Source organism: Ramlibacter cellulosilyticus (genome assembly GCF_014297465.1).
Lineage (GTDB): Bacteria > Pseudomonadota > Gammaproteobacteria > Burkholderiales > Burkholderiaceae_C > Ramlibacter > Ramlibacter cellulosilyticus.
This window is the reverse complement of sequence record NZ_JACORT010000032.1, coordinates 1-1,219: the sequence shown is the minus strand read 5'-3', so window position 1 is coordinate 1,219 and position 1,219 is coordinate 1. Positions and strand designations below refer to the sequence as shown.

Genomic DNA, 1,219 nt, shown 5'->3' with positions numbered 1-1,219 from the left:
CGTGGCCGCCCTGCAGGAATCGATCAGCGACTTCGTGCCCGCGGACTTCAGCTCCGACGAGGGCGAGCGCACCATCCACTTCGGCGACAAGGTGCGCCTGGCGAACGACTACGCCAATGGCGGAACGGCCGGCGGCGTCTACGAGTACATGGGAACGACCCAGCTGCTCGATCTCGGCGAGCAGGACTACGCGGACCTGGGTTACTGGAAGGAGTGGCAGGGCACGCAGCTGATTCCCGACGGCCTGAACTTCACGAATTCGGATTCCGTGGCCGGCGGCGGCGTGGTGGTGCTGAACGACCTGCGCAGCAGCGTCGAAGCGTCGATGACGAACGTCATCGTGACGGCGGCGAACGTGGCGCTCAGCGCGCTGGAGAGCGCGACGGTACTCGCCGTCGCCGACAGCTCGGTGGAATCCTCGGGAGGAAGTTCCTTCACGGGACAGGGCACCTCGCTGGCGGTGAACGCCACGATCGCCACCAACACCATCCTGAGTGAGGCAGCGGCCTTCATCGAGGACAGCGACGTCACCACCACGAACGGGGACGTGGCGGTCGCGGCCCGGAACGACTCCAACATCGAGGCGACCACGCTGGCCGCCGCCACCTCCGGTGCGAATGCCGTCGGCGTGCTGCTGGCCTTCAACACGGTTGGCTGGAAGACGCAGAACGTCCTGTTCAACTCCGTCGACGCGCTCCTGGGCGACCCGCTGATCGCCAACGCGTTTGCCAACCAGAGTCCGGCGAGCGTCCGCGCCTACCTGCTGGACACGACCGTTGACGCCGAAGGCGCGGTGGTGCTGGTAGCGGAATCCACCGCGCACATCGCCGCGGAGGTGAGCAACACGGCGACTTCGGCACCGGCGGCCATCATGGGCGCCGGCGGCATGAGCGCCGCCTTCGTGCTCTCCAGCAACATGGTGAACAGCACGGCCGAGGCGTACATCGACTTCACGACGGCAGGCGCGGGCAACACGATCGCGGCCGCTTCCGTGGACGTGACGGCTTCGGACGATGCGGCCATCACGGCCGGGACCAGCCTCGAATCCTCGGTCTCGCCGACCAACGACGCGGCCGCCGGCATCATCAATGGACTGGCGGGCGTGCTGCTGGACGACTACCAGTACACGAGCAACTCCGGCGTGGTGGACGTCACCTTCGGCCAGCGCGTGCGGGTGGCCGACGACTTCGCCGATGCGGACCGGGCCGGCAAGGTGTAT

Annotated in this window: 1 protein-coding gene; it reads left to right on the top strand. The window is 67.4% G+C overall.

Annotation, left to right across the window (positions count from 1 at the left end; translation table 11 throughout):
• Window positions 1-1,219 (top strand): hypothetical protein (locus H8N03_RS25980; RefSeq protein ID WP_187079154.1); only part of this gene is annotated, 1,219 nt, incomplete at both ends.